The 25,792-nt window shown below is 72.9% G+C and carries 25 protein-coding genes; 14 read left to right on the top strand and 11 right to left on the bottom strand.

From position 1 onward, the window contains the following. Positions 1 to 121 precede the first annotated feature (121 nt). The gene (locus AB0B76_RS09340) at positions 122 to 1,096 is read left to right on the top strand and encodes a twin-arginine translocation signal domain-containing protein (RefSeq protein WP_360372013.1); all 975 of its coding nucleotides are present in this window, start codon (positions 122 to 124) and stop codon (positions 1,094 to 1,096) included. A 10-nt stretch (positions 1,097 to 1,106) separates the two neighbouring features. On the opposite strand, the gene AB0B76_RS09335 is transcribed toward AB0B76_RS09340, so the two are convergent. The 4 genes from AB0B76_RS09335 to AB0B76_RS09320 form a co-directional block, all read right to left on the bottom strand. Beyond that, positions 1,107 to 1,958 carry a class II glutamine amidotransferase gene (locus tag AB0B76_RS09335; RefSeq protein WP_360372010.1) on the bottom strand — a complete coding sequence of 284 codons (852 nt, stop codon included), beginning with the start codon at positions 1,956 to 1,958 and terminating at the stop codon, positions 1,107 to 1,109. A 71-nt stretch (positions 1,959 to 2,029) separates the two neighbouring features. Continuing rightward, entirely contained in the window at positions 2,030 to 4,327 is a 2,298-nt protein-coding gene (locus AB0B76_RS09330) for a glycoside hydrolase family 3 N-terminal domain-containing protein (protein ID WP_360372007.1), read from the bottom strand. Positions 4,328 to 4,329: 2 nt separating this feature from the next. Then, the gene (locus AB0B76_RS09325) at positions 4,330 to 5,313 is read right to left on the bottom strand and encodes a LacI family DNA-binding transcriptional regulator (protein ID WP_360372003.1); all 984 of its coding nucleotides are present in this window, start codon (positions 5,311 to 5,313) and stop codon (positions 4,330 to 4,332) included. 146 nt (positions 5,314 to 5,459) lie between these two features. After that, positions 5,460 to 5,606, bottom strand: coding sequence for a hypothetical protein (locus AB0B76_RS09320; RefSeq protein ID WP_360372754.1), 147 nt, complete (start codon positions 5,604 to 5,606; stop codon positions 5,460 to 5,462). On the opposite strand from AB0B76_RS09320, the gene AB0B76_RS09315 reads away from it, so the two are divergent. The 6 genes from AB0B76_RS09315 (at position 5,536) to AB0B76_RS09290 (ending at position 13,249) form a co-directional block, all read left to right on the top strand. Beyond that, a complete protein-coding gene (locus AB0B76_RS09315) occupies positions 5,536 to 6,783 on the top strand; it encodes an extracellular solute-binding protein (protein WP_360372720.1) in 1,248 nt (415 codons plus the stop codon). The genes AB0B76_RS09320 and AB0B76_RS09315 overlap by 71 nt on opposite strands. A gap of 236 nt (positions 6,784 to 7,019) precedes the next feature. Further along, on the top strand, positions 7,020 to 8,000 hold the full coding sequence (locus AB0B76_RS09310) for a sugar ABC transporter permease (protein WP_360372000.1): 981 nt from the start codon (positions 7,020 to 7,022) through the stop codon (positions 7,998 to 8,000). A 4-nt stretch (positions 8,001 to 8,004) separates the two neighbouring features. Beyond that, positions 8,005 to 8,856 (top strand): carbohydrate ABC transporter permease, encoded by an 852-nt coding sequence (locus AB0B76_RS09305; RefSeq protein ID WP_360371997.1) that lies wholly within the window; start codon positions 8,005 to 8,007, stop codon positions 8,854 to 8,856. Between the two features lie 154 nt (positions 8,857 to 9,010). Continuing rightward, positions 9,011 to 10,381 carry an endo-1,4-beta-xylanase gene (locus AB0B76_RS09300; protein ID WP_360371994.1) on the top strand — a complete coding sequence of 457 codons (1,371 nt, stop codon included), beginning with the start codon at positions 9,011 to 9,013 and terminating at the stop codon, positions 10,379 to 10,381. Position 10,382: 1 nt separating this feature from the next. Beyond that, positions 10,383 to 11,663, top strand: coding sequence for a PHB depolymerase family esterase (locus tag AB0B76_RS09295; RefSeq protein ID WP_360371991.1), 1,281 nt, complete (start codon positions 10,383 to 10,385; stop codon positions 11,661 to 11,663). Positions 11,664 to 11,710: 47 nt separating this feature from the next. Beyond that, positions 11,711 to 13,249 carry a SpoIIE family protein phosphatase gene (locus AB0B76_RS09290; RefSeq protein WP_360371988.1) on the top strand — a complete coding sequence of 513 codons (1,539 nt, stop codon included), beginning with the start codon at positions 11,711 to 11,713 and terminating at the stop codon, positions 13,247 to 13,249. A gap of 7 nt (positions 13,250 to 13,256) precedes the next feature. Here AB0B76_RS09290 and AB0B76_RS09285 read toward each other — a convergent pair whose 3' ends face one another. From AB0B76_RS09285 to AB0B76_RS09270, 4 genes are all read right to left on the bottom strand, one after another. Beyond that, complete coding sequence (locus AB0B76_RS09285) at positions 13,257 to 13,880, bottom strand: DUF2510 domain-containing protein (protein WP_360371985.1); 624 nt, start codon at positions 13,878 to 13,880, stop codon at positions 13,257 to 13,259. A 147-nt stretch (positions 13,881 to 14,027) separates the two neighbouring features. Then, positions 14,028 to 14,420, bottom strand: a complete 393-nt coding sequence (locus AB0B76_RS09280; RefSeq protein ID WP_360371982.1) for an ATP-binding protein — start codon at positions 14,418 to 14,420, stop codon at positions 14,028 to 14,030. Then, on the bottom strand, positions 14,413 to 14,721 hold the full coding sequence (locus AB0B76_RS09275; RefSeq protein WP_360371979.1) for an STAS domain-containing protein: 309 nt from the start codon (positions 14,719 to 14,721) through the stop codon (positions 14,413 to 14,415). The genes AB0B76_RS09280 and AB0B76_RS09275 overlap by 8 nt, the downstream gene beginning before the upstream one ends. 212 nt (positions 14,722 to 14,933) lie before the next feature. Next, positions 14,934 to 16,100 carry a tetratricopeptide repeat protein gene (locus AB0B76_RS09270; protein ID WP_360371976.1) on the bottom strand — a complete coding sequence of 389 codons (1,167 nt, stop codon included), beginning with the start codon at positions 16,098 to 16,100 and terminating at the stop codon, positions 14,934 to 14,936. Between the two features lie 106 nt (positions 16,101 to 16,206). On the opposite strand from AB0B76_RS09270, the gene AB0B76_RS09265 reads away from it, so the two are divergent. Further along, positions 16,207 to 16,572 carry a DUF2203 domain-containing protein gene (locus AB0B76_RS09265; RefSeq protein WP_360371973.1) on the top strand — a complete coding sequence of 122 codons (366 nt, stop codon included), beginning with the start codon at positions 16,207 to 16,209 and terminating at the stop codon, positions 16,570 to 16,572. Positions 16,573 to 16,635: 63 nt separating this feature from the next. Here AB0B76_RS09265 and AB0B76_RS09260 read toward each other — a convergent pair whose 3' ends face one another. Further along, complete coding sequence (locus tag AB0B76_RS09260; protein ID WP_360371970.1) at positions 16,636 to 17,271, bottom strand: TetR/AcrR family transcriptional regulator; 636 nt, start codon at positions 17,269 to 17,271, stop codon at positions 16,636 to 16,638. A 93-nt stretch (positions 17,272 to 17,364) separates the two neighbouring features. Between AB0B76_RS09260 and AB0B76_RS09255 the strand changes: the two genes are divergently transcribed. Further along, positions 17,365 to 19,470: an MMPL family transporter gene (locus tag AB0B76_RS09255; RefSeq protein ID WP_360371967.1), complete on the top strand. Its 2,106-nt coding sequence runs from the start codon at positions 17,365 to 17,367 to the stop codon at positions 19,468 to 19,470. A 3-nt stretch (positions 19,471 to 19,473) separates the two neighbouring features. Next, positions 19,474 to 20,658, top strand: coding sequence for an aromatic ring-hydroxylating dioxygenase subunit alpha (locus AB0B76_RS09250; protein ID WP_360371964.1), 1,185 nt, complete (start codon positions 19,474 to 19,476; stop codon positions 20,656 to 20,658). On the opposite strand, the gene AB0B76_RS09245 is transcribed toward AB0B76_RS09250, so the two are convergent. Both AB0B76_RS09245 and sigJ read right to left on the bottom strand, forming a co-directional pair. Beyond that, positions 20,633 to 20,815, bottom strand: coding sequence for a hypothetical protein (locus tag AB0B76_RS09245; RefSeq protein WP_360371961.1), 183 nt, complete (start codon positions 20,813 to 20,815; stop codon positions 20,633 to 20,635). The two genes, AB0B76_RS09250 and AB0B76_RS09245, sit on opposite strands and share 26 nt — an antisense overlap. Positions 20,816 to 20,852: 37 nt before the next feature. After that, complete coding sequence (gene sigJ / locus AB0B76_RS09240; RefSeq protein WP_360371958.1) at positions 20,853 to 21,719, bottom strand: RNA polymerase sigma factor SigJ; 867 nt, start codon at positions 21,717 to 21,719, stop codon at positions 20,853 to 20,855. 85 nt (positions 21,720 to 21,804) lie between these two features. On the opposite strand from sigJ, the gene AB0B76_RS09235 reads away from it, so the two are divergent. The 4 genes from AB0B76_RS09235 to AB0B76_RS09220 all read left to right on the top strand — a co-directional run bounded on the left by AB0B76_RS09235 (position 21,805) and on the right by AB0B76_RS09220 (position 25,790). Continuing rightward, entirely contained in the window at positions 21,805 to 22,164 is a 360-nt protein-coding gene (locus tag AB0B76_RS09235; RefSeq protein ID WP_360371955.1) for a DoxX family protein, read from the top strand. Positions 22,165 to 22,174: 10 nt separating this feature from the next. Next, a complete protein-coding gene (locus tag AB0B76_RS09230; protein ID WP_360371952.1) occupies positions 22,175 to 22,567 on the top strand; it encodes a nuclear transport factor 2 family protein in 393 nt (130 codons plus the stop codon). 71 nt (positions 22,568 to 22,638) lie between these two features. Beyond that, on the top strand, positions 22,639 to 23,367 hold the full coding sequence (locus AB0B76_RS09225; RefSeq protein ID WP_360371949.1) for an ABC transporter ATP-binding protein: 729 nt from the start codon (positions 22,639 to 22,641) through the stop codon (positions 23,365 to 23,367). Beyond that, the gene (locus tag AB0B76_RS09220; protein ID WP_360371946.1) at positions 23,364 to 25,790 is read left to right on the top strand and encodes an ABC transporter permease; all 2,427 of its coding nucleotides are present in this window, start codon (positions 23,364 to 23,366) and stop codon (positions 25,788 to 25,790) included. Before AB0B76_RS09225 ends, AB0B76_RS09220 begins: the two co-directional genes overlap by 4 nt. Positions 25,791 to 25,792: the final 2 nt, after the last annotated feature.

Below are 25,792 nucleotides of genomic sequence, written 5' to 3'. Positions count from 1 at the left end.
TATCACTCGCTGGGCAGCCATCCTGAACCCATCGGCGCCGATTCGTCAAGTCCCCGGCCTCGGCTGATAATTCGTATTAGCACCTTGACCGGCGCCCCGGACGCGCCACACACTCCCATCCATGAATCGCCGCCAACTACTCAAGGGAGCGGCTCTGGGTACGGGCGCCGCCGCCATCGGCGCCCTTCAGCTCCCCTCACCGGCGTCCGCCGCGCCGGCCGGATTCCCGACCTACCAGTACATCGGCGTGCCGTTCGACAAGGCGGCACTGCGCTACAACCCCACGAACGAGCTCATCTTCCCGTGCATCCGGGGGGTGTACGACAAGATCAGCGGTGGCCTCGGCCGCTACTACCTGTACTACGCCCCGCACGAGAAGCCGGGCGGCATCTGCCTGGCCTACGGCAACTCGCTCGGCGGCCCGTTCACCGAGTACGCGGCCAACCCGATCATCAGCAACACCTGGTCGCCGTACTACTCGGTGAGCCACGTGTCGTCGCCGTACGTGCTGTGGAGCGCGTCGAACAACAAGTTCTACTGCTACTTCCACGGCGAGAACAACACGACCCGGATGGCCTGGTCGACCGACGGCATCAACTACACGTACTTCGGCGTGGTGCTGAGCACGTCGATGGTGCCCGGCACGACCGAGACCTCCTACGCCCGCGTCTTCGAGCACACGGTCACGGGCCTGGGCAACAAGTACGTCATGCTGTTCATGGGCGTCACGAGCGGTACCCGCAAGATTTTCTGGGGCTGGTCCTCCGACGCCAAGAGCTGGCAGTTCGATCCGACGCCGCTGGTGTACCCCACCCCCGACGGCCAGACCGACATCTCGGGCGCGCACCTGCTCAAGCGCAACGGGACGGCCTACGTCGTGTACCACGGCAACGGCGGCGACATGTACCTCACCGAGGTCGGCAACGCCTTCGACCGCGAGGTGCACCTGGGCGCGTTCCACCACGCCCTGACCGGCGCCCCGGACAACGGCCGCAGCGCCGCGCCGTCCTTCGGCACCGACGGCGGTGTCGAGTACATGTTCTACGAGGCCGGCCCGCGGCTGCAGGCGACGATCGCGGTCGCCCGGGCGATCTGAACGCGGCGGTCTACACGTCGCAGGGCTGGGCGTGGTCGGGCTCGAACGGCCCGACCACGTCCAGGCCCGGCGTCACGAGCTCGTAGCTGGACTCCGCGACCGGCTGCCAGGCCCCGACCAGGCCGCCGAGCGGCTCCGAGACCACGATCCGGGTGGCGTCGGACACCTGCTGCAGCACCGGGTTTTCCGGGTACATGGTGCGCAGCGTGTCGACGGCCGTGCTGCAGTACAGCGAGCGGCTGTTGTGCTCGCTGGAGTAACGGAACGCCCAGAGCCGGTCACCGTCGGAGGTCGCGATCGTCATCTGCACCGGGTGGTCGATGCCGAAGCGCTGCCCCGTCTGCTCGACCCAGCCGACCATGCGCTCGACGGCCCCGACCGGGTCACGCTCGAGGCCGAACGTGAGCGCCAGGTAGAACATCAGCTCGGAGTCGGTGGAGCCGCCGATGCGCGGAAACAGCATCGGGTCGACGGCGAGCATGAGCGCGCGCTTGAGCTCGGGGTAGCCCCGGATCCGCCCGTTGTGCAGCCACAGCCACCGTCCGTAGCGGAACGGGTGGCAGTTGGTCTGCTGCACCGGCGTGCCCGTGCTGGCCCGGATGTGGGCCAGGAACAGCCCGGAGCGCACCGAATGGGCCAGCTCGCGCAGGTTCTCGTCGCCCCAGGCCGGTCCGGTACCGCGGAACAGCGTCGGCTCGTCCGGCCCGTCCGGCGAGTACCAGCCCACGCCGAACCCGTCACCGTTTGTCGTGCCGACGCCGAGCCGCGCGTGCATGCTCTGGTCGATCAGCGAGTGCTCCGGTTTGTACAGCAACTCCTCCAGCAGGATGGGCGAGCCCGAGTACGCTAGCCACCGGCACATCACGCACCTCCTCACCCGATGGTCGGCCCCTCGGCCCGCCCTCCACTCACCCGGCGCGAGTGAGCGGGCGGTTACGGCAGGAGCGTGGACTCCGGGTGCAGGCGCCGGGACGCGCCCACCTCGCGGGCCGCGCCGACCACCGGGACGCGCACGCAGGTGTGCACGTCGGCGCTGGAGCGGGCCACGAGCAGCTCGATGTCGCCGGGCTCGACGATCCGCCGGCCGTCGCGGCCGGTGTAGGACAGCAGGTCCGCGTGCAGGGTCACGACCAGGGTGCGCGAGGCGCCCGGCTCGAGGTCCACGCGCGGGGCCGCGAGCAGCTGGCGCACCGGCCGGGCGACCTGCGCCACCGGGTCGTGGACGTAGATCTGCACGACGGTGCTGACCTCGCGGTCCGAGGAGTTGTGCAGCGGTACCGTCAGCTCGATCTCCCCGTCGGTGGCCCATCCGTCCGGCGAGTGCAGCGACACCGCGCCCCACTCCGCGTCGGCGTAGGACAGGCCGTGGCCGAACGGGAAGAGCTGGCTGGGGTCCACAGTGGACACCTCGCTGCGCTGCCCGAGCGGGGCGGCGAGGTAGGTGCTCGGCTGCGACGCGCCGGGGCCCGGGAAGCCGACCGGCAGCCGGCCCGACGGGTTCACGCGTCCGCTGAGGATCCCGGCGAGCGCACCGGCGCCCTCCTCGCCCGGGAAGAACGTGCACACCGCGGCGGCGAGCCGCTCGACCTGGCGGGACAGCTCGTACGGGCGCCCGGCCAGCACGACCAGCACGACCGGGGTACCGGTGGCCAGCAGCGCCTCCAGCAGCTCCTCCTGGCGGCCGGGCAGCCGCAGGTCGACGGCGTCGCAGCCCTCGCCCGAGGTGCCGGTGCCGAACAGGCCGGCGAGGTCGCCGAGCACGGCCACGCACACGTCGGCCTCGGCGGCGACGGCGACGGCGGCCGCGATGTCCTCGTCGGTGCCGCCGAGGACGGGGCAGCCCAGGGCGTACGACACCGGGAAGTCGGACCCGAGGGCGTCCACGATGGACGGTGTCTCGACGCCGAGCTCCAGGCCCTCGTGGTGGATCCCCACGTGGCGCGGGAAGCTGTAGCAGCCGAAGAGGGCGTCCGGGCGGTGCGCGCCGGGGCCGACGACGGCCAGGCGCGCGCCGGGCCGCAGCGGCAGCGCCGACTCGTTGCGCAGCAGCACGATCGAGCGCTCGGCGAGGCGCCGGGCGATGTCGCGGGCCTCGGCGTCGTCCAGCGGGGACGGCGCGGCGAGGTACGCCGGCTCGGCCGCGAATCCGGCGTCGAGCAGGCCGAGCTCACACTTCTGCCGCAGGATCCGCTCGACCGCGCGGTCGATGAGGCCCTCGTCGACGTCGCCGGCCTCCAGGGCCTTGAGCAGCGGGCCGCCGTAGCAGTTCACGCCGGGCAGCTCGACGTCGATGCCGGCCCGCAGCGCGATCGCGGCGGCCTCGGCCCGGTCGGCCGCGACGCCGTGCAGCGACTCGAGGAACGCGATCGCGAAGTAGTCCGACACGACGGTACCGTCGAAGCCCAGACGCTCCCGGAGCAGCCCGGTGAGCAGCGTCGCGTCGGCGGCCACCGGCACGCCGTCGATGTCGGTGTAGTTGTTCATCACCGAGCGGGCCCCGGCCCGCAGCGCCATCTCGAACGGGGGCAGCAGCACGTCGGCGACCTCGCGGGGGCCGATCGACACCGGCGCGAGGTTGCGCCCGGCGCGGGAGGCCGAGTAGCCGACGAAGTGCTTGAGGGTGGCGACGACCCCGGTCGACTGCAGGCCCCGCACGTAGGCCGAGCCGATCGTGCCGACCAGGTGCGGGTCCTCGCCGATGGTCTCCTCGGTGCGGCCCCAGCGCAGGTCGCGGGTCACGTCGAGCACGGGCGCGAGGCCCTGGTGGATGCCGAGCCGGCGCATGGTGGCCCCGATGTGGGCGCCCATCGCCTCGACGAGCCGCGGGTCGAAGCTCGCGCCCCAGGCCAGCGGCGTCGGGAAGATCGGTGCCCGCCAGGCCGCGAGGCCCGTCAGGCACTCCTCGTGCACGATCGCGGGGATCCCGAACCGGCCGGCCGCGATGATCTGGCGCTGCAGGTCGGCCACGCGGCGCGCGCCGGCCTCGGGCTCGACCGGGGCGGAGCCGTAGACGCGGGTCACCTGGCCCAGCCCGTGCCGGACCAGCTCGGGCCAGTCGATCGGGTCGGGGGCCTGGTCGTTCTGGTGCGGGGCGACCTCACCGGCGGTGTCGCCGACGTTGAGCCAGGCGGCGTACATCTGGGCCACCTTCTCGCGCAGCGACATCCTCGCCATGAGGTCGGCGACGCGCTCTGCGGCGGGCTGTGTGGCGTCCCGCCACGCTTCTGTCACGCTCAAAGGTCCGTCTCCAAGGCAGCGGTCGACTGGCGCACCACGAGTCGCGTGGCCAGCCGAACGTGGGTGTTGTCGACCGGCTCGCCGTTCATCAGCTGGATGAGCAGGTCGATCGCACGGTGGCCCATCTCGTTGATGGGCTGTTCCACGGTGGTCAGGGAAGGGTTGGCCAGGGCGGCCTCGGGCACGTTGTCGAAGCCGACAACGGAGAGGTCCCCGGGCACGCGCAGGCCCATCGCGAGGGCGACCTCGATGGCCGCGATGGCCGAGGTGTCGTTCGCGGCGAACAGCGCGGTCGGCCGGTCGGCCCGCTCCAGCAGCCGCCGGGCCGCGGCCGTGGAGTCGTCGGCGTCGTAGTTGCCCGGCTGGATGAGCGCGGGGTCGGGCTCGATGCCGGCGCCGGCCAGCTCCTCGCGGTAGCCCTGCTCGCGCAGCTTCGCCGACTCGAGGTCCCCGCGGCCGCCGATGAGCGCGATGCGCCGGTGGCCCAGGTCGAGCAGGTGACGTACGGCCAGGCGGGCCCCGGCGAGGTTGTCGGAGTCAACGGTCGGCAGCCCGGTCGGGCCGGCGTGCGGGTCGACCGCGACGACGGCCTGCCCGAACTCGACCTCGACGACGGTCGGGGTGACGAGGATGGCGCCGTCGACGAGGGTGCCGGAAAGGCGGGACAGGTAGCGCTGCTCCCAGCCGGCCTGGTCGCCGGTGCGGCCGCCGGCGGAGTAGACGACCAGTTCGTACCCGGTGCCCTTGATCGCTTTGGCGGCGCCCTTGAGCAGCTCCGTCGAGAACGGCTCGAGGTCGGCCACCAGGATGCCGATCACGTTGGTCTTGTGGTTGCGCAGACTCTGCGCCACCAGGCTCGCCTCGTAGCCCAGCTCGCGGATCACCGCCTGCACGTGCGCGCTGGTCGCCGCGGACACGCCGTAACGGGCGTTGAGGACCTTGGACACCGTCGCGACCGAGACGCCGGCGGTGGCCGCCACGTCTCGGATCGTGACTCGGGAACTGGGTTTCACGAGGGCACAATAACGTCCGATAACGTTATCGACAACGATTGACAACGCTCGTAACAAAGGCGCAGACTCTGCGGTCATCGAGGGCCGAGCCGTGCGGCTCGCCCACGCCCCCGTCAGGAGATGATCAATTTGAACGTCCGCCTGAGCACCCCACGGAGGCTGGCCGCGATCGCCATCGGAATGTCGATGGTGATCCCCTCCCTGACCGCTTGCGGAAACGACAGCAGTGACACACCGGCCGATGCGAACGCACCGGTCACCCTTACCTGGTGGCACAACGGCAACCAGGACCCCGCTCTGGGTGTCTGGCAGTCGATTGCCGACCAGTACCACAAGGACCACCCGAATGTGAACTTCAAGGTCGAACCGGCGCAGAACGAGGCGCTGAAGACCAAGATCTCGGTGGCGCTGCAGTCGCCGAACCCGCCCAGCATCTTCCAGCAGTGGGGCGGCGGCGCACTGGCCACGCAGGTCCAGTCCGGCAAGATCATGGACATGACCGACCAGGTCAAGCCGTGGATCGGTGACCTCGGACAGGCCGCGACCGGCTGGCAGGTCGAGGGCAAGCAGTACGGCATCCCCTACGACCTGCACGTGGTCGGCTTCTGGTACCGCAAGGACCTCTTCGAGCAGGCCGGCATCACCGCGGCTCCGAAGACCATGACCGAGCTCAACGACGCGGTCGCCAAGCTCAAGGCCAAGAACATCACGCCGATCTCGATCGGCAGCAAGGACAAGTGGCCGGACGCGTTCTGGTGGTCGTACTTCGCCATCCGGGAGTGCTCCACCGACACCGTCAAGAACACGGTGAAGAACCTCAAGATGGACGACCCGTGCTGGGTCAAGGCGGGCGAGGACCTCAAGACGTTCCTGGCCACCAACCCGTTCCAGAACGCGTTCCTGGGCACCCCGGCCCAGCAGGGCGCGGGCAGCTCGGCCGGTCTCGTCGCCAACGGCAAGGCCGCGATGGAGCTGCAGGGCGACTGGGAACTGCCGACGATGATCCCGCTGACCGAGGACAAGCAGTTCGCCTCGAAGCTCAGCTGGTTCCCGTTCCCGAGCATCGACGGCGGGAAGGGCACGCCGGGCACGGCGCTCGGCGGCGGCGACGGGTTCTCCTGCGCGGTCAAGGCCGGGCCGGCGTGCGCGGACTTCCTGAAGTACGTCGCCAGCAACGACGTGCAGGCCAAGCTGGTGTCGACAAACACCGCGACGCTGCCGGCGAACCCGAAGGCGATCTCGGCGATCCAGGACCAGTCGCTCAAGACGGTCCAGGAGTACCTCAACGGGGCGCCCTACATCCAGGTGTACTTCGACCAGGCGCTGCCGACGAGCGTGGGTCAGGCGTTGAACGACGCGGTCGCGGACTTCTTCGCCGGCAAGGGCTCGCCGCAGGGCATCGTGGACGCGTTCACCAAGGCCGTCGCCAACAAGTAAGACCGTGTTTCGCGCTCCCTCCGGTCGCTCCCCATCGGGGGCTCCGCCCACCCGCACCCCCTGACACACTCGGGTCGCGGTGGACGGAAAGGGGCCGGGGCCTCGATGGTCCCGGCCTCCACGGACCGCACCACTGAAACTCTGCAACCTCGGTTCCGGTCCCAGGGACCGCACCTAATGAAACACTCTGGTCGCGGTCGCACCCCGGACCGCACCCTCTGAAACGAGAGTTAGGCATGACGCAATCGGGTGGTATCGCCGTGGCGGCGGCACCATCGGCCCGGGCCGGTCGCGCGGCGTCGCGACCGGCCCGACGGCCGGGCGGGCGCCGGGCCAAGCGGCTCGAGCTCACGCTGCTGCTGACCCCGGCGCTGGTGCTGTTCATCGGATTCGTGCTGCTGCCCATCGCGGCGGCCGTCTACTACAGCTTCTACAAGTGGACCGGCTTCAGCCCTCGCACCTGGTTCGGGCTGGGCAACTACTCCCGGGTGCTGCAGGACGAGGTCTTCCTGCACTCCCTGCTGCACAACATCATCATCGCGGTGCTGTCGGTGCTCATCCAGCTCCCGCTGTCCGTCGGCATCGCACTGCTGCTCAACGGGCGCATCAAGGGCCGGGCCGCGCTGCGGCTCATCGTCTTCGCACCGTACGTGCTCTCCGAGGCCATCACCGCCGTGGTCTGGCTGCTCATGCTGCAGCCGGACGGCTTCGTCGACCAGATGTTCCGGGCCTTCGGGCTCGGCGGCCTGATCCAGGACTGGCTCGCCGACGGCAACCTGGTGCTCTACACGCTGTTCATCGTGATCACGTGGAAGTACCTGGGCTTCGGCATCATCCTGCTGCTGGCCGGGCTGCAGAGCATCCCGCCGGAGCTGCGCGAGGCGGCCGCCACCGACGGCGCCACCTCGTGGCAGACGACCCGCAGCATCGTGCTGCCGCTGCTCGGCCCGACGATCCGGATCTGGATCTTCCTGTCCATCATCGGCTCGCTGCAGCTGTTCGACCTGGTCTGGATCATGACGCTGGGCGGTCCCGCGAACGCCTCCAGCACCATGGCCACCTACCTGCTCGACCGCGGCTTCAGCCGCTACGAGTTCGGCTACGGCAGCGCGGTCTCCATCGTGCTGTTCGTCGTCTGCTTCATCTTCGCGCTGATCTACCAGCGCTTCGCCTTGCGCCGTGACACCCAGGGCGCCCTGACCCGGATCGTGGAGTGACGCCATGGCCTCGCCGAACGCCGTGAACTCACCGAAGGCCATGACCCTGGGCACGCCGTTCAGATATCTGGCGGCCGTGCTCGTCGTCGGGATCACCATCGTCCCGCTGCTGTTCACGATCCTGGGCGGCTTCCGCACCAACGCACAGATCAACACCTCTCCCGCCGGCTGGCCGCACCCCTGGGTGATGTCCAACTTCACCGAGGTCCTGTCCTCCTCGGTGTTCTGGCGGGCGATGGCCAACAGCGCGTTCATCGCCGTGGTCGCCACGGGCCTCGCCGTCGCCACGGGGGCGATGGCGGCCTTCGCCCTTTCGCGGTACCAGTTCAAGGGCCGCGAGGGCCTGTACACGCTGTTCACCATCGGCCTGCTGTTCCCGGTGACGGCCGCGGCGCTGCCGCTGTACCTGCTGCTGCGCCAGCTCGGCCTGCTCGAGCACGCGCTCGGCGTGGCCCTGCCGGAGGCGGCGTTCTCGCTGCCGATCACCATCGTGATCCTGCGCCCGTTCATGCACGCGATCCCGGGCGAGCTCGAGGACGCGGCGGCCATGGACGGGGCCGGCCGGCTCGGGTTCTTCTGGCGGATCCTGCTGCCGCTGAGCCGCCCGGCGCTGACCACCGTCGCGATCCTCGCGTTCGTGACGAGCTGGAACGGGTACCTGCTGCCGCTGCTCGTGCTGTCGGACCCGACGGACTTCACCCTGCCGCTGGGGGTGGCGGCGTTCCAGACGCAGTACTCCCAGGACACGGCGCGCATCCTGGCCTACACGGCGGCCTCGATGATCCCCGCGATCGGCTTCTTCGTCTTCGCCGAGCGGCGGATCGTGGGCGGCTTAACGGGTTCAGTAAAAGGCTGAAACATAGGCGTTTGTAAGTTTCAGAATTTGCCTTATCGATAACGCCTTCGACCTGGTGGAGGCCTCCGAAACATTTCTTTCCAGCCATTTTCTAGGAATGCTGGAAGCGGTCCGCGAATCAGCGGATGTCGAAATATTTCGGAGGTCTCCCGCCATGAGAAAAGCAAGGACACGGGGCGCGATCGCTGTGGCCGGCGCGGCCGCGATCGCCGTCGTCGTGGGCCTCGCGAGTAGCGCCGAAGCCGCCTCGACCCTGGGCGCTTCGGCCGCGGACAAAGGCCGGTACTTCGGTACCGCCGTCGCCGCCTACAAACTCAGCGACGCCACCTACAGCGGCATTCTCGACCGTGAGTTCAACATGATCACGCCCGAGAACGAAATGAAGTGGGACGCGACCGAGCCCAGCCAGGGCCAGTTCAGCTACGGCAACGCCGACCAGATCGTCGCCCACGCGAACGCGCACGGGCAGCGGATGCGCGGCCACGCCCTGGCCTGGTACTCACAGCAGCCGAGCTGGGCGCAGGGCATGGAGGGCTCGTCGCTGCGCAACGCGATGATCAACCACATCACCAACGTCGCCGGACACTACAAGGGCAAGATCTACGCCTGGGACGTGGTGAACGAGGCCTTCGCCGACGGCGGCGGGGGCGGGCGGCGCGACTCGAACCTGCAACGGACCGGCAACGACTGGATCGAGGTCGCCTTCCGCACCGCCCGCACCGCCGACCCGGGCGCCAAGCTCTGCTACAACGACTACAACACCGACGGCGTCAACGCCAAGAGCACCGCCGTCTACAACATGGTGAAGGACTTCAAGGCCCGCGGCGTGCCGATCGACTGCGTCGGCTTCCAGTCGCACATCAACTCCGGCTCGCCGCTGACCTCGGACTACCAGGCCAACCTGCAGCGCTTCGCCGACCTCGGCGTCGACGTGCAGATCACCGAGCTGGACATCGCCTACTCCGGCACCGCGCAGGCCAACGCCTACGCCAGCGTCACGAAGGCGTGCCTGGCCGTGACGCGCTGCACCGGCATCACGGTGTGGGGCATCCGGGACAGCGACTCGTGGCGCGCCAGCGACAACCCGCTGCTGTTCGACAACAACGGCAACAAGAAGGCCGCGTACAACGCCACGCTGGATGCCCTCAACGGCAGCTCCACGACGTCTCCCCCGCCGGTCTCCACCTCGCCGTCGTCGTCCACCTCGCCGTCGCCGTCCACGTCGCCGTCGAGCCCCGGCGGCGGTACCGGCTGCACGGCGACCACCTCGGTCAACCAGTGGCAGGGCGGCTTCGTCGTGACCGTGCGCATCACGGCCGGCTCGGCGGCCCTCAACGCCTGGACGGTCGGGCTCGCGCTGCCCTCCGGCGCGTCGGTCACCAACTCGTGGAACGTCACGCGCTCGGGCAACAACTGGAGCAACGTGTCCTACAACGGGCACGTGAACGCCGGGCAGTACACGGAGTTCGGCTTCCAGGGCACCGGTACCGCGGGCACGCTCGCGCCGACCTGCACGGGGAGCTGACATGCGCCGTCTGCTCGCCGTCGCCGCCGGCATCGCCCTGGCCCTGGCCGGGATCTTCGTGGTCGCCCAGCCCGCGCAGGCCGCCTCGCTGGCCGAGGTGACGAACTTCGGCAACAACCCGTCCGGGCTGCGGATGCACATCTTCGTGCCCGACAACGTGCAGGCCAAGCCGCCGATCCTGGTCGCCGTGCACTACTGCACCGGCTCGGGCCCGGCGTTCTACTCCGGCACCGAGTTCGCGTCCCTGGCCGCGCAGTACGGCTTCATCGTCGTCTACCCGTCGGCCACCCGCAGCGGCCAGTGCTTCGACGTCTCGTCGCCGCAGGCGCTGACCCACAACGGCGGCAGCGACCCGGTCGGCATCATGTCGATGGTCACCTACACCGAGCAGCACTACAACGGCGACCCGAGCCGGGTGTACGTCACCGGCGCCTCGTCGGGCGCGATGATGACAAACGTCCTGCTCGGCGACTACCCGGACGTGTTCAAGGCCGGCGCCGCGTTCATGGGCGTGCCGTTCGGCTGCTTCGCCACCACCGACGGCTCGTCGTGGAACAGCCAGTGCTCCAGCGGCCAGCGCATCTACACGCCGCAGCAGTGGGGCGACATGGTCCGCAACGCCTACCCGGGCTACAGCGGGCCGCGGCCGCGGATGCAGGTGTGGCACGGCACGACCGACACGACCCTCTCCTACCCGAACTTCGGCGAGGAGATCAAGCAGTGGACCAACGTGCTCGGCGTCAGCCAGACGCCGGCGCTGACGGACACCCCGCGTTCGGGCTGGACCCGCACCCGCTACGGCAGCGCGAACGTCGCGCCGCCGGTGGAGGGCATCAGCATCAGCGGCGTCGGGCACTCCCTGCCGCTGGCCGGCCAGGCCGCGATGGCGATCGAGTTCATGGGCCTCAACACCCAGGGCCCCACGCCGCGGCCGTCGTCGTCCTCGGCGTCGCCGCGGCCGTCGAGCTCGTCCCCGTCGCCGTCCGGCCCGGGCGGCGGCACCGGCGCCTGCACCGCGACCGTGTCGGTGAACCAGTGGCAGGGCGGGTTCGTGGTCACCGTCCGCGTCACCGCCGGATCGGCCGCCATCAACAGCTGGACGGTGGGGCTCACGCTGCCGTCCGGCGCGACCGCCACCAGCTCGTGGAACGTCACGAGGTCCGGTAACAACTGGAGCAACGTGTCGTACAACGGGCACGTGAACGCGGGTCAGTTCACCGAGTTCGGGATTCAGGGCACCGGTACCGCCGGCACCCTGACCCCCACCTGCTCGGCCGCCTGACCCACCGCATGGCCGCCGTGATCGCCCGGTGCCGATAGGCTCGGGGCATGGCAGACGACGCCGAGGCGATCGCGGCGGTCGTGCGGGAGATCCTGGCCGTCGTGCCGGCCGGGTGCACATGGTTGCGCCCGGTCCGCGCGGCCACGGGCGAGGTCTCCGACTTCATCGTCGCGGCCACCGGCGGCGAGGGGGCCGACCTCCTCGGCCTCGGCCCGTCGCGCGTCGGCCGGCGGCTCACCGAGCTGTACCCCACGGTCGCCGGCGGCCCGCTGTGGGCGCTCTACCAGCAGGTCCTGCACACCGGCGCCCCGGCCAGCCTGGACGACTTCCACTACTTCCAGGACGCGGCGGGCTTCGCCGCCGACGCGAGCTTCGGCGTCAACGTGCACCGCGTGCTGGACGGCCTGCTCGTGTGGTGGGAGCGGGTCGACGAGGCCCGCCGCCGCCTCGACCGCACGGAGTCGCTGGGCAGCCTCGGCTGGGCGGAGTACGACCTGCTCACCGGCCGCTCCGACTGGTCGCCGGGGATGTACCGCATCTTCGAGCGCGACCCGGCGCTGGGCCCGATGCCGCGCGCCGAGCAGTCCGCGGCGGTCGTGCCGGAGGACACGCCGATCGCCGAGCTGTCGTGGCAGACCTTGGACAGTGATACCCGCCTGCGCTCGGGCGGTGGCGCCACCTCCGACGTGACGGTCCGCTTCCGGGTCGGCGAGCAGACCAAGCACCTGCGCATCCTGTCCGACCTGGCCCGCGACGCCGCCGGGGCGCCGCTGAAGGTCTACGCCGTCGTGCAGGACGTGACCGCGCGGGTGCTGTCCCGCAGCGCCATCGAGCGGCTCAGCGACCAGCTGCACACCCGCGAGCTGACGGCCGTCGCCGAGCACCGCCTCGCCGCCCAGCTGCAGCGCGTCATCCAGCCGGTGCCGCGCGAGCCGTTCCCGCTCAGCGGCCTGCGCGCGACCGCCGGCTACCTGCCGGCCGAGAGCGCGCTGCGGGTGGGCGGGGACTGGTACCACGCGCAGACCCTTCCCGACGGCCCGGTCGTGCTCGCCGTCGGCGACGTCGCCGGCCACGGCCTCGACGCCGCCAACGGCATGGCCCACCTGCGTTTCGCACTTATCGCGTGGCTGTCCATCGGCATTCACGACCCGGGAACGCTGCTCGGCCACATGAACCGGCTGTGCGTGCAGCTCGGCCTCACCGGCACCGCGGTCATCGGGACCTTCGACCCCGCGGCCCGCCGCCTCACCTGGGCCCGGGCCGGGCACCTGCCGCCGCTGCTGGCCCGGGCCGGGGCCGCCGAGGAGCTGCCGCTGCCGCCGGGCCTGCTGCTCGGGGCGGTGGCGGACTCGGCGTACCCGGCCGAGACGACCGCGCTGCGCCCCGGCGACGTGGTCCTGCTCTACACCGACGGGCTCGTGGAGCGGCGCGCGATGGACGTGGGCACGGCCCTGGACTGGGTGAAGGCGGCCCTGTCGGCGGCGACCGAGCCGGACATCACCGACCCGCTGCCGGGCCTGCGCAAGCTGCTGCGCCGCCCGTCCCCGGACGACGACACGTGCACCCTGGCCGTGCAGGTGCTCTGACCGGCCCTCACTTACGGGACACGCTCAGGATGGCGAACGACCGCCACGCGGGATCGACCCGGCGGCCCGCCAGGGACGAGGATGCCATGGTGCTCGGTATGGGAATGATGGAGAAGCTCAGGGACAGGTGGCCCGCCCGCTGCCAGTAGGAGATGTACCCGAGGGTCTCCACGGAGCGGCCGCACCGGTTGGGCGGCCCCGTGTCCCGGGTCGACGTGTCGCACCGGTAGCCGGCCTTCTCCAGCGCGTCGGCGAAGATCTCGGACGTGGCCAGGTTCGCGCCCGGGCCGGCGTACTCGCGCGAGAACGACACACACACGTCGAGGCAGATCCGGTTGCCGCCGGAGTGCTCGCCGACCAGCACGAGCTCCGGCGGGAGTACCAGCTGGTCGGCGGCCTTGCGCATGTCCCCGACGCTCGGGCCGGACGCCGACGCGTAGAGGACCACGATCGGGGCGATGCACACGACGAGCACGATGGCGGCGACCGCGCCCACGACCCAGATCCACCCACCGCGGCTTCGCGCCGGCGCGAGCGGCGGAATCCACCGCGCGCCGTCCCAGAACCGAGGCTGCGGGCCACCCGCCGGATCGGCGTACCAGCCGGGCCGCAGTCCTGGCGTCGGCTCCATCGCGACCACCCCCCGCCAAGTGTCCCGGGCGGCCGGGCCGCGCCGGAACGGCCGATCGGGCAAGGCGGCGGGAAGTCCTGACGGCCCGTGCAACGCCGGTCCTATGGGTGGAAACGGTCACGGCCGGGCAAGTAGGCCGGCCGTGGGTCAGGCCAGGACCAGCCGCAGGCGCACGATCGAGCCGCGGGCGCCGGCGAAGGCCGCCACCTGGTCGCACACGAGCTCAACGATGGCCAGGCCGCGGCCGCGGACCGCGTCGGCCGGGGGCATGGCCGCGCCGAAGTGCAGCACCGGGCCCTGGTCGAGCACGTCGCAGATGACCTGCCCGGACTCGGTCCACAGCTGGACCTCGCCGCCCTGCTCGGTGTACTGCAGCGTGTTCGTGGCCAGCTCGTTCACGGCCAGCGTCAGCAGATCGGCCCGGTCGCGGGACAGGCCGAGCGCGACCGCGCGGGCGGTCACGAAGGCGCGGACCGCGGCCAGGTCGGAGACCAGGCGGTAACCGATCCACGAGCCCGGGACGGCCGGGTGCTCAACCATCACGGCCCCCGTCCTGCGGGCTGAGCAGACCGCCGACGCCGGTGATCTCCAGCACGTGCGCGACCATCCCGCCCGCCCCGACCACGCTGAGCCGGCCGCCGCGGTCCTGCGCCGCCCGGTACGCGGTCACCAGCGCGTGCACGCCGCTGGAGTCCAGGAACGTCACCCCGCCGAGGTCCACCACGACCGTCGGCGCCGCGTCCACCGCGGTCATGAGGGCCGTCGTGCACTCCTCGCGGGCCGACAGGTCGCATTCGCCGGACAGCGCGACCGCCGCCTTCCGGCCTTCGACCGATGTCACTGCCTCGAACCGCGCCATCCGATCGCGGCCCCCTCCTCGCCCGGTTTCTCCAATGTCCACAAACATCATGGCATCCGCGGCGGCCGTCGACCGCCGCGGATGCCACAAGTGTGCCCCGGACGCGTTAGCCCGGAAGGATCGCGCCCGCCGCCGAAAGGCCCCGGACCCCGTTGCGGTTGCGGTCGTTCCAGGCCCGCCCGAACGGGTGACGGTCAGCCCCGCCCCGCCCCGTCCCGGGCCGCCGCGAGGTGCCCGCGGGCCACGCTCAGGGCCGCCTCGTCGCGCGGCTCGGCGCGGGTCAGGGCCGCGACCACCCGCTCGTGCCAGCCGACCGCGACCGCCCGCGCGCCCGCCTCGTCGAAGGCCTCCGCGACCTCGGCCAGGTAGCGCACGGTCTCGGGCGCGTCGGGGCCGTCGCGCTCGGCGAGGAGGAGGAACAGCCGCTCGTACACCTCCTGCGCCGCCGCCTCGTCCCCGGCCGCCAGATGCGCCTCGGCGAGGTCGTCCAGGGCCTCGTCGGGCTCGCTCTCGGCCGGCTCGTGCTCGTGGTGGACCGGCTCGTACAGCGGCACCGCGCGCTCGGGGTGCCGCCCCCGCAGGTACACCCGGGCGAGCGTGTCCCGCGCCGCGCGCGTCTCCGGCGCGTCCGGCCCGTGCCGCATCTCGTGCCACTGCAGCGAGGCCTCGTACTGCGCGGTCGCCACCCCGAGCGTGCCGGTGCGCTCGTAGAGGTCGGCCAGGCGCTCGAGCGTGGCCAGCACGATCGGCGCGCCCGGCCCGTGGACGCGCTCGAGGCTCTCGATCGTGCGGTGGTACTGCCGCTGCGCCCCCAGCAGGCTCCGGTACGCCCGCAGCGCGCCGCGGTGCAGGCTCGCGTACCGGACGGTGTCCCGCTCGTAGACCTCGGCCAGGGTCAGCCGCAGCCCGGCGGTGCGCCGGTGGTCGGGGCCGATCCCGCGTACCGCGTCGGGGATCGCGCGGCGCAGCAGGTGCCGGGCGGCCGCGAAGTCCCCGCGCCGCTCGTGCGCCTGGGCGAGGCGCAGCCGGGCGTGGGCGGTCGCGGCGTGCCGGGGCCCGGCCGCGCGCAGGGCGTCGGTCGCCACCGCCTCCGCCGCGGCCGGGTCGCGCTCGGCGTGGGCGAGGGCGGCGCGGGTCTCGAGCACGTCGGGGTGCTCGGCGGGCAGGGCGCGCCGCTGCCCGGCGAGGACGGCGGCGAGGTGGGTGGCGGCCGCGTGGCGGTGGTCGTCGAGCTCGGCGAGCCGCTCGGCCAGCGCGTACCGACCGGCCGGATCGGCGGTTTCGAGCGCCGCCTCCAGGGCCGGGGCGAGGCGCTCGCGTTCCGCGCCGGTGCCCGCCTCCCAGGCCGCGATCAGCTCCACGATCGGAGGCTACCCCGGGCGCGGGGGCCCCGTCCGGCCGCCGACCGCGCCGCACCCGACCGCCCCGGTGACTGCCCCGCGCGACCGTGGTGGGAGGGTGTGGGCCATGGTGCTGTTCACCGTCGCCGAGGCCCGCGCGGAGCTGGAGCGGATCCGCCCGGCGCTCGACCAGCTCGTCGCCGTCCGGGCCGACGCCACCGAGCTCGCCGCGGCGTTCGCCCCGGGCGGTTCGCCGACGCCGCTGGGCGGCATGGCGGAGCTCAAGGCGGCCGAGGCGCTGCTCGACGAGCTGATCGCGGCCGTGCAGGAGACCGGGGCGCACCTGAAGGGCCTGGCCCCGCTGCTGCTGGACTTCCCGGCCCAGCTCGACGGCGCCGACGTGCTGCTGTGCTGGCTGGAAGGGGACCCGGGCCTGACGTGGTACCACCGCGTCGACCTCGGCTTCGCCGGCCGCCGCCCGCTGAGCGACTAGGGGCTGTATCGGAGTGGGGGTCGGAGCCCGGCCATCCAGTTCGATACAGCCCCTGAGCCACCTTCACCGCACGGTGATGCCGTCCACCACCATGTCCAGCGCGCGGTCGACCGCGGTCTGCTGGATCTCCGGCGTCATGTGCCGCATCGGGCCGTCGAGGATCAGGTCCGCCATCCCGTGCACGGTCGCCCACGCGGCCATCCCCAGGAACGGCCGCTTGTCGGGCTCGATCAGGCCCAGCTCGACCAGGTCGTCGAGGATCGCGATCACCATCTTGAACGGCGCCGTCTCCATCGGGTCGGCGCCGTGCTGGCCGGTGATCGGGGTGTTGCGCTGGAACGCGGTGCGGAACAGCCCGGGCTTCTCCAGCGCGAAGCCGATGTAGCCCGCCCCGAGCGCGCGCAGCCGGGCCCGCAGGCGCGTCGCCGGGTCGCCGCCGGCCGGCACGCGCTCCAGCTCCTGCTCCATCCGCTCGACCATCTCGCCCAGCGCGCAGTCCTTCACCGCGTGCATCAGGGCCTCGCGCGAGCTGAAGTGCCGGTAGGCGGCGGTGGCGGACACGCCGATCTGGCGGGCCGCCTCGCGCAGCACCACGGCCTCCGGGCCGCCCGTGCGGGCGAGGTCCAGCGCCGCGCTGGTCAGCGCGTTCGCGAGGTCGCCGTGGTGGTACGAGTGGCGACTGACTCTGCTGGTGGGCACCCCTTCATCCTGCCGGATGTTGACACCGTTAACACCATGTGCAATGTTGACACCGTTAAGTTTACGCCGTCAACATCCCTTGGGGGAGAGCAGATGTTGCACCGGTACGCCACTTTTATCCATCGCCGCGCGCGGATCGTCCTCGTCGTCTCGCTGTTGCTGCTGGTCGCCGCCGGGGTGGCCGGGGCCGGCGCGTTCGGGCGGCTGCAGGGCGGCGGCTTCGACGACCCGGCCTCGGACTCGTCGAAGGCCCAGCGGATCATCGACGAGAAGTTCGGCGGGCGGCCCAACCTCGTGCTGCTCGCGCCCACCGCCGACGAGCGGGCCGGCCGGGAGCTCACCGACCGCCTGAGCCGCGAGCCGGGCGTGCGCGACGTGGTCTCCTACTGGACGACCGGCGCCCCCGAGCTGCGCTCCGCCGACGGCACCGACGCGATGGTCCTCGCGCACGTCGACGGCGACGAGAACGAGCGGCGCGAGCGGACCCGGACACTCATCGACCGGTACGCGGCCGGCGGCTCGGTGCGGGCCGGCGGCGAGGCCGCGGTGAACGTGGACGTCAACGCCCAGGTCGCGCGCAGCCTGGCGATCGCCGAGGCGATCGCGGTACCGCTGACGCTCCTGCTGCTCATCCTCGTCTTCGGCTCCGTGGTCTCCGCCCTGCTGCCCCTGGCCGTGGGCGGCGTCGCCATCGTCGGCACCTTCGCCGAGCTGTCCGCCCTGTCCGCCGTCACCGACGTGTCGGTCTTCGCCGTCAACCTCACCACCGCGCTCGGGCTCGGGCTCGGCATCGACTACGCCCTGCTCATGGTGAGCCGGTTCCGCGAACAGCTGGACGGCGCCACCCCCGTCGCGGAGGCGCTGGCCAGGACGGTCGCGACGGCCGGACGGACCATTCTCTTCGCCGCGGCCACGGTCGCCACCGCCCTCACCGCGCTGCTGGTGTTTCCGTTGTACTTCCTGCGCTCCTTCGCCTACGCGGGGATCGGCGTCGTCGCCATCGCCGCCGTCGGCGCCCTCGTGGTCCTGCCCGCGCTCCTGGCCGTGCTCGGCCCCCGGCTGAAGAGCCGGCGGCGCGGTACGGGTACCGCCGACTCCCGGTTCTGGGGCCGGCTCGCCGATACGGTGATGCGCCGCCCCGCCCTCGCCGCCCTCCCGGTCGTCCTGGGCCTGCTCGTCGCCGCGAGCCCGCTGCTGCACGTCTCCTTCGGCACCCCCGACGAGGGCGTGCTGCGCCCCGGCAGCGACGGGCGGCTGGTCGCCGACCGGCTCGCCACCGGGTTCGCCAGCAACCAGCAGGCGAGCGTCGACGTGGTGCTCGACGGGGCCGTCCCGCGCGACGCGGTGGCCGGCTACGCGGCCCGGCTGTCCGCGCTGGCGCACGCCGGGCGGGTGACGAGCAGCGCGGGCACGTTCACGGGCGGGGCCCGGGTCGGCGACGGCAACCCGGCGCTGAGCCGGGGCGACGGGGAGCGGCTGGTGCTCGACACCAGGCTGGCCGCCAAGTCCGGCGACGCCGGGGCCCTCGTGCGCGCGGTGCGGGACGCGCCGGCGCCGGTCACCGCGTACGTCGGCGGCACCGACGCCCGGCTCATCGACACCACGCACGCGATCGGCGCCCGGCTGCCACTGGGCATCGCGGTCGTCGTGCTGGCCACGTTCGCGCTGCTGTTCCTGTTCACCGGCAGCGTCGTGCAGCCGCTGCGCGCGCTCGTGCTCAACGTCCTCGGCCTGTCGGCGACGATGGGCGTGCTCACCTGGATCTTCCAGGACGGGCACCTGGCGTCGTGGCTGGACTTCACGCCCCGGCCCATGGACACCGCGATGACGGTGCTCATGTTCTGCATCGTCTTCGGCCTGTCGATGGACTACGAGGTGTTCCTCATCGGCCGCATCGCCGAGCTGCACGCTCGCGGCCGGTCGACGCCGGACGCGGTGCGCGCGGGGCTGGCGCGCACCGGGCGGATCGTGTCGGCCGCGGCCGCGCTGCTGGCGGTCAGCTTCTTCGCCTTCGGCACCAGCACCGTGAGCTTCCTGCAGATGTTCGGCATCGGCTGCGGCCTGGCGATCATCGTGGACGCGACGCTGATCCGCGGCATCCTGGTCCCGGCGATCCTGCGGGCGCTCGGGCGGCTCAACTGGTACTCCCCCGGCCCCCTCCGCCGCATTTACACGAGGGTGGCGCTGAGCGAGGCTTAGCGTATGACGGAACTGCCCGCGGCGCCGCTCGACCCGGCCGGGATCGAGCCGGCGCTGCGCCCGTTCGGATCGTCCCGGACCCTGCCGGCCGCCGCGTACACCGACCCGGCCGTGCTCGCCTGGGAGCGCCGGCACCTGTTCGCCGGCGCGTGGACGTGCCTGGGCCGCCTCGACGAGCTGTCCGAGGGGTGCAACCAGCGCGCCGTGACCGCGGGCGACGTGGGGGTGCTGCTGACGTTCGGCCCGCAACCGCGGGCGTTCGCGAACGTGTGCCGGCACCGCGGCCACGAGCTGCTCGGCGACGGCGAGACGGCCGGCCGGGCGTCGGCGGTGTGCCCGTACCACGGCTGGGCGTACCGCCTCGACGGCTCGCTCGCCACCGCCCCGCACATGGCCGGCGTCGCGTCCTTCGACGCGGCCGCGCTGGGCCTGGTCGAGCTGCCCGTCGCCGTCTGGCACGGCTGGCTGCTGGTGAACGCGGGCACCTCGGCGCCGCCGGTGGACGAGTACACCGGCGCGCTGGACGGGCTGCTCGCGCCGTACCGGATGGAGACGCTGCGGCTGGGCGCCCGGCACATCTACCCGGTCGCCGCGAACTGGAAGGCGATCGTCGAGAACTACCAGGAGTGCTACCACTGCCCGCTCATCCACCCGGAGCTGTGCCGCGTCTCCCCGCCCACGTCGGGCGACAACTGGACGCTCCCGGGCGCGTGGGTCGGCGGCAGTATGGACCTGCGCGAGCACGCCGAGACCATGTCCTTCGACGGCCGCGGCGCCGGCGTGTGGATCGAGGGCGCGCCCCGGCGGACCATCCTCTACGTCGCGCTCTTCCCCAACCTGCTGATCTCCGCGCATCCCGACTACGTGATGACGCACCGGCTCACGCCGCTCGCGCCCGGGCACACCGAGATCGAGTGCAGCTGGTACTTCCCGGACGGCATCGACGACCCGGCGTACGCGGTCGACTTCTGGGACCTCACCAACCGGCAGGACTGGGCCGCCTGCGAGTCGGTGCAGCGCGGGCTGTCCTCGCCGCACTACGTGCCCGGGCCCCTCGCCGACAACGAGGACGCCGTGTACCAGTGGATCGCCCTCGTCGCCGCCGCCTACCTCGACCCGGCGGGCGCGCTGCGGCGCACGGCCGCGTCCGGGTCCCCGTTCGTCAGCGCCGGTTCCCCAGCACCATGAGCCCGGCGCCGGCGAGGGCCGCGACGGCGCCGAGCACCGCGTAGACGGTCACCAGCAGCCAGCTGGTCGGCTCGTGGCCGATCTCGACCCGCACGCCGATGCCGAACAGCGCCGCGACCGCCAGGAAGCCGATGCCGGTCGGCCGGGCCCACGTCATGGCGCCCAGTACAACATCCCGGCGCAACCGGCCCGGATCAGCCGTTCGTCCAGGTCCGCAGCTTCTCGGGGTTGCGCACCGCCCACATCCGGGTGATCCGGTCCCCGGTGACCTCGAACGCCATGACCGTGGACGTGACCCCGTCGACCTCGGTGACGACGCCCGGCTGCCCGTTGACCATCCGCTCCAGCACCACCATGCCGTCCGGCGCCAGGGCCATGATGCGCACGAGCCCCTGCGCGATCTGCTCCGCGCCGGCGATCGGCTCGAGCGTGGCCGGGACGAGGCCGCCGCCGTCGGAGACCGCGGTGGCGTCTGGGTCGAGCACGCCGATGAGCGCCTCGATGTCCTTGGCCGCCCAGGCCCGCGCGAACGCCCGCACCACCTCGGCCTGCCGCCGCGCCGCGCCGCGCTCGACCCGCGCCTTCCGGATGCGCTTGCGGGCCGAGGAGGCCAGCTGCCGGCAGGCGCCGGGTGAGCGCCCGACGATCTCGCCGACCTCGGCGAAGGAGTAGCGGAAGACGTCGTGCAGCACGAACGCGACCCGCTCGGCCGGCGTCATGTTCTCCAGCACCACGAGGAACGCCATGCCGACCGACTCGTCGAGGGTGACGCGGTCGGCGGGATCGGCGACGCTGCCGCCCCCGTCGGCCGCCTGCGGCAGCGGCTCGGGGATCCACTCCCCCACGTAGCGCTCGCGCCGCACCCGGGCCGACCCGAGCAGGTCGAGGCAGATCCGGCTGGTGACCGTCGTGAGCCAGGCCGCGGGGGCCGCAACCTCGGCGCGCTGCCCCGGCGGGAGCGCGTACCAGCGCGCGTACGCCTCCTGCACCACGTCCTCGGCGTCGGCCAGCGACCCGAGGAGCCGGTACGCGATGTTCAACAGCTGCCGCCGTTCCTGCATCCCAACCCACCTCCACCGCATTCGACGAAACACAGCCCCGGAATGTCAGCCTGACATTTCCGTCCCCTGCATCGTCGGACGCGGCATGAACGTAGCGCTGTGGATCGTCGCTTCCCTGCTCGCCGCCGCCTTCCTGGCCAGCGGCCTGGTCAAGCTCGCGTGGCCCAAGTCGAAACTCGTGGCCAAGGGCAACGCCTGGGCCGAGTCGTTCTCCCCGGCCGCGGTGAAGGCCATCGGCGTCGCCGAGGTCCTGGCCGCCGCCGGGCTGGTCCTGCCCCGGCTGCTGCACGTCGCCGAGGTCCTGACCCCGCTCGCCGCGACCGGCCTGGCCCTGCTCATGGCCGGCGCCGCCGTCGTGCACCAGCGCCGCGGCGAGTCCCGCGCCGTGGCGGCCACCGTCGCGTACCTCGCCGTGGCGGCGTTCGTCGCCGTGGCCCGTTTCTGAGGAGATCGCCGTGACCGACCGTTTCGAGATCGAGTCCCTGCGCGGCGAGTTCGCCGACGCCGCCATGCAGGGCGAGTACGACCGCGTGGGCGCCCTGTTCACCGCGGACGCCGCCTGGCGCATCCCGGCCGCCAACATCGAGTTCACCAGCCGCACCGAGATCGTGGAGGGCCTGCAGCGCCTGCGCACCGCGTGGGACTTCCTGATCCAGACCACCCACCCCGGCACCATCGCGCTGGACGGGGACCGGGCCACGGGCCGGGCGTACGTCCACGAGATCGGCCGCTTCCGCGACGGCACGCTGCACATCAACTACGGCGTGTTCCACGACCGCTACGAGCGCACCGGGGAAGGCTGGTGCTTCGCCGAACGCACCTACGAGCTGCTCTACACGCCGGAGTAGGGCTGGCCCTACCTCGAAGATCCAGGGGCGCCATGTGTTGCCGGGCGCCGGATTTTCCGAGGCTGTACCGCATGGAGAACACACCGGTCGTCGAGGTGCACAACCTCGTCAAGACCTATCCGGGCGCTGGGGTGCGGGCGCTGGACGACGTTTCCGTCAGCTTCGCCCGGGGCGGCTTCTGCGCCGTGATGGGCCCGTCCGGGTCGGGCAAGACCACGCTGCTGCACTGCGCGGCCGGGCTCGACCGGGCCGACTCGGGGCGGGTCCGCCTCGCCGGGGACGACATCGCGCGGCTGCGGGAGCCGCGGCTGACGGAGGCGCGGCGCCGGCGGGTCGGGTTCGTCTTCCAGACGTACAACCTCATCGACTCGCTCTCGGTGTGGCACAACGTGCTGCTGCCGCAGCGGCTCGCCAAGGTCCGGCCCGACCGGGACCGGGCCCGCGAGGTGATCCGGCGGGTCGGCCTGGGCGGGCGGGAGCACGACCGGCCCGCCCAGCTGTCCGGCGGGCAGCGGCAGCGGGTCGCGCTGGCGCGGGCGCTCGCCGGGCGGCCCGAGGTGATCTTCGCCGACGAGCCGACCGGGGCGCTGGACATCGCCACCGGCCGCGAGGTGCTCGGGCTGCTGCGCGAGGCGGTCGACCGCACCGGTACGGCCGTCGTCATGGTCACCCACGACCCGGCCGCGGCCGCGTGGGCCGACCGGGTCGTCTTCCTGGCCGACGGGCGCGTCGTCGACGAGCTCACCGCGCCGACCGCCGAGGCCGTCGCGAGCCGCATGACGGCGGTGAGCGCCCGATGATGCGCCTGGCCCTCGCCGGCCTGCGCCGCCACCGCGGCGCCTACGCCGGCACGTTCCTGGCCGCGGTGCTCGCGGTCGCGCTCCTCGCCGCCGGCGGGCTGCTGCTGTTCTCGGTGCTGACCGCGCGGCCGCCGGCCGACCGCTTCGCCGCGGCCGACGCGGTCGTCGCCGGGGCGCGGGAGGTCACCGCGACCACCGTGACCGACAAGAAGAAGGGCAAGACCAAGACGAAGACGAAGAGCGAGCGGCTCACCGGGGCCGGCACGCTGCCGCCCGAGCTGACCGCGCGGCTGGCCGCGCTGCCGGGCGTGGACGGGGCGGTCGCCGACTACGCCTTCGCGGTGGAGCTCACCGCCGGCGGCCGGTCGGTCCGCGGGGCGGACCACGCGCCAGTCGTCGGGCACGGCTGGGGCTCGGCCGCGCTGACCCCGTTCACGCTGCGGTCCGGTTCGCCGCCCGGCCCCGGGCTGGCCGTCGTCGACGCCGACCTCGCCGAGCGGGCCCACCTCGCCCCCGGCGGCGCCGTCGAGGTCACCACCCGCACCGGCACCCGGACCCTGCACATCTCCGGCGTGACCCGGGAGGTGCTGCCCGCCCAGGGCGCCCTCTTCGTCGCCGACGCCGACGTGGCCGCCCTCTCCGGCCTGGCGGGCCCGACGGCGATCGCGGTGCACACCGCCGACCCGGCCGCCTTCGCCCGCGCGGCCGCCCCGCTCACCGGCGCCGCCGTGCGCACCGGCGCCGACCGGGTCCGCGCCGACCTGCCCGGCGCGCTGCCCGACTACGTCGCGCCGATCTCGATCTTCGGCTTCGTCATCGGCATCACCGGCTTCGCCGCCGTGTTCGTGCTCGTCGGCACCGTCGCGCTCGGCGTGCGGCAGCGGCTGCGCGAGCTCGCGCTGCTGCGCACGATCGGGGCCACCCCGCGCGCGCTGCGCCGGCTGCTCGGCGCCGAGGCGGCCGCCCTGGCCGCGGTGGCGGCGGTGCCGGGGGTGCCGCTCGGGGTCGCCGTCGCGGGCCTCATCGCCCGCCGCTTCCGGGACCTGCGGGTGGTGCCCGCGCAGTTCGAGGTCCGCGCCAACGTCGGCGTGGCGCTGGCCGCGGCGGCCGCCGGGGTCCTGCTCACCGTGCTGGCCGCGCGCATCGCCGCCCGCCGCGCGGTGCGGATCGCCCCGACGCAGGCCCTCGCGGAGACGGCGGTGGCGCCGCGCGGCGCCGGCGCGCTGCGGGTGGTGCTGTCCGTGCTCACCGCGGCCGGGGCCGTCACCGTGCTCGCGGTCGTGCCCCTGGACGGGCCCCTCGGCATGGGCATGAGCTTCGTGTCGTGCGCGCTGCTGCTGTGCGCGGTGGCCGCGAGCGGGCCGCCGCTGGTGCGCGGCCTGACCGCCGTCGTCGGCCGGCTGGCGCCCGGGGCCATGGGCCGGCTGGCCGGGCTGATCGCCCGGGCCGAGCACCGCCGGATCGCCGCCGTCGCCGTGCCCCTCGTGCTGATGTTCGCCGTCAACGCCACGATGCTGCTCAACAGCGCCCTGCTCGGCGACCTGGCGGCGGCGGAGCAGGCGGCCCGCACGGCCCCGGCCGACGTCCGGCTCGACGTGGGGGCGGGGCTTCCCCTCGGTACCGCCGCAAAGCTCGTCACCGCCGCGGACGTCTCCGGTGCGGCCGCGACCATCCCCACGCGGGCCGTGCTCGTGAGCGCCGGCAAGCCCGAGGACTACGCGGCGCAGGGCCTGCTGGCCACCGGGGCGCCCGCCCTGGACCTCGGCGTCCGCTCGGGCGCGCTCACCGCCGACGGCCTGGCCGTGAGCACGTTCCTGGCCCGGCAGGAGGGCCTGCGCGTCGGCGACCGGGTGCCGGTGTGGCTGGCCGACGGCTTCCGCACCGAGCTGCCGCTGACCGCGACCTACGAGCGCTCCCACGGCTTCGGCGACCTGGTGCTCCCGGCCGCCCTGGTCGGCGCGCACGACCCGCGGGGCCTGGTCGCCGCGCTGGCGCTGCGCACGAGCGACCCCGGCCGGTTCGCCGGCTCGGCGCTGCCGCCGGCGGCCCCGGACGCGCCCGAGCAGCAGGGCGCCTGGGAGCTGATGGTCGCCGTGTCGCTGGGCTTCACCGCGATCGCCGTCGTCAACACGTTCGCGATCGCCACCGCCGGGCGGCGGCCGGAGTACGCGAGCCTGCGCCTGGCCGGCGCCACCGTCACCCAGGTGCGGCGGCTGGTGACCGGCGAGGCGGCGATCGCGGTGACGGTCGGGGCGCTGCTCGGCGCGGCGGTGACGGCGGTGGTCGTCGGCGCGTTCAGCCTGGCCCAGGACGGTACCCTCCGGGTCCTCGTCGACCCGGCCACCTACGCGGGCCTGCTGGGCGGCACCGCGGGGCTCGGCCTGCTGGCGGGCGCGGCGGCCGCCGTCCGATGCGTACGCTGACC

The sequence above is a fragment of the Dactylosporangium sp. NPDC049140 genome (assembly GCF_040648435.1).
Note: the sequence above shows the minus strand (reverse complement) of the source record. Positions and strands in the feature narration are given on the sequence as shown.